Annotated in this window: 1 protein-coding gene; it reads right to left on the reverse strand. The window is 33.6% G+C overall.

The features are described 5' to 3' along the window. Positions 1 to 220 (reverse strand): hypothetical protein (locus HH682_RS15585; protein WP_214238381.1); only part of this gene is annotated, 220 nt, incomplete at its 3' end. Positions 221 to 235: the final 15 nt, after the last annotated feature.

Consider the following 235-nt stretch of genomic DNA (forward strand, 5'->3'; position numbering starts at 1 on the left):
TCATAGAATGATAATCTTCGCCAAGTACATCAAGTGCACCATAAATATAAGATTTAGATTCATCAATAGAGATATCCGGTTCATAACTAGGATCAATTGAAACCTTTAAATCTTCAAAACGCATTTTGTCCAATCCATGTACACGTTGAAGTAATTTAGCATATTTTTGCATGACAGGTGCTAAATCACTCATGATGACATCAATTTGTCTGTCAAACATATCACGAGTCACTTC

This window comes from Rosenbergiella gaditana, from assembly GCF_018494065.1.
Lineage (GTDB): Bacteria > Pseudomonadota > Gammaproteobacteria > Enterobacterales > Enterobacteriaceae > Rosenbergiella > Rosenbergiella gaditana.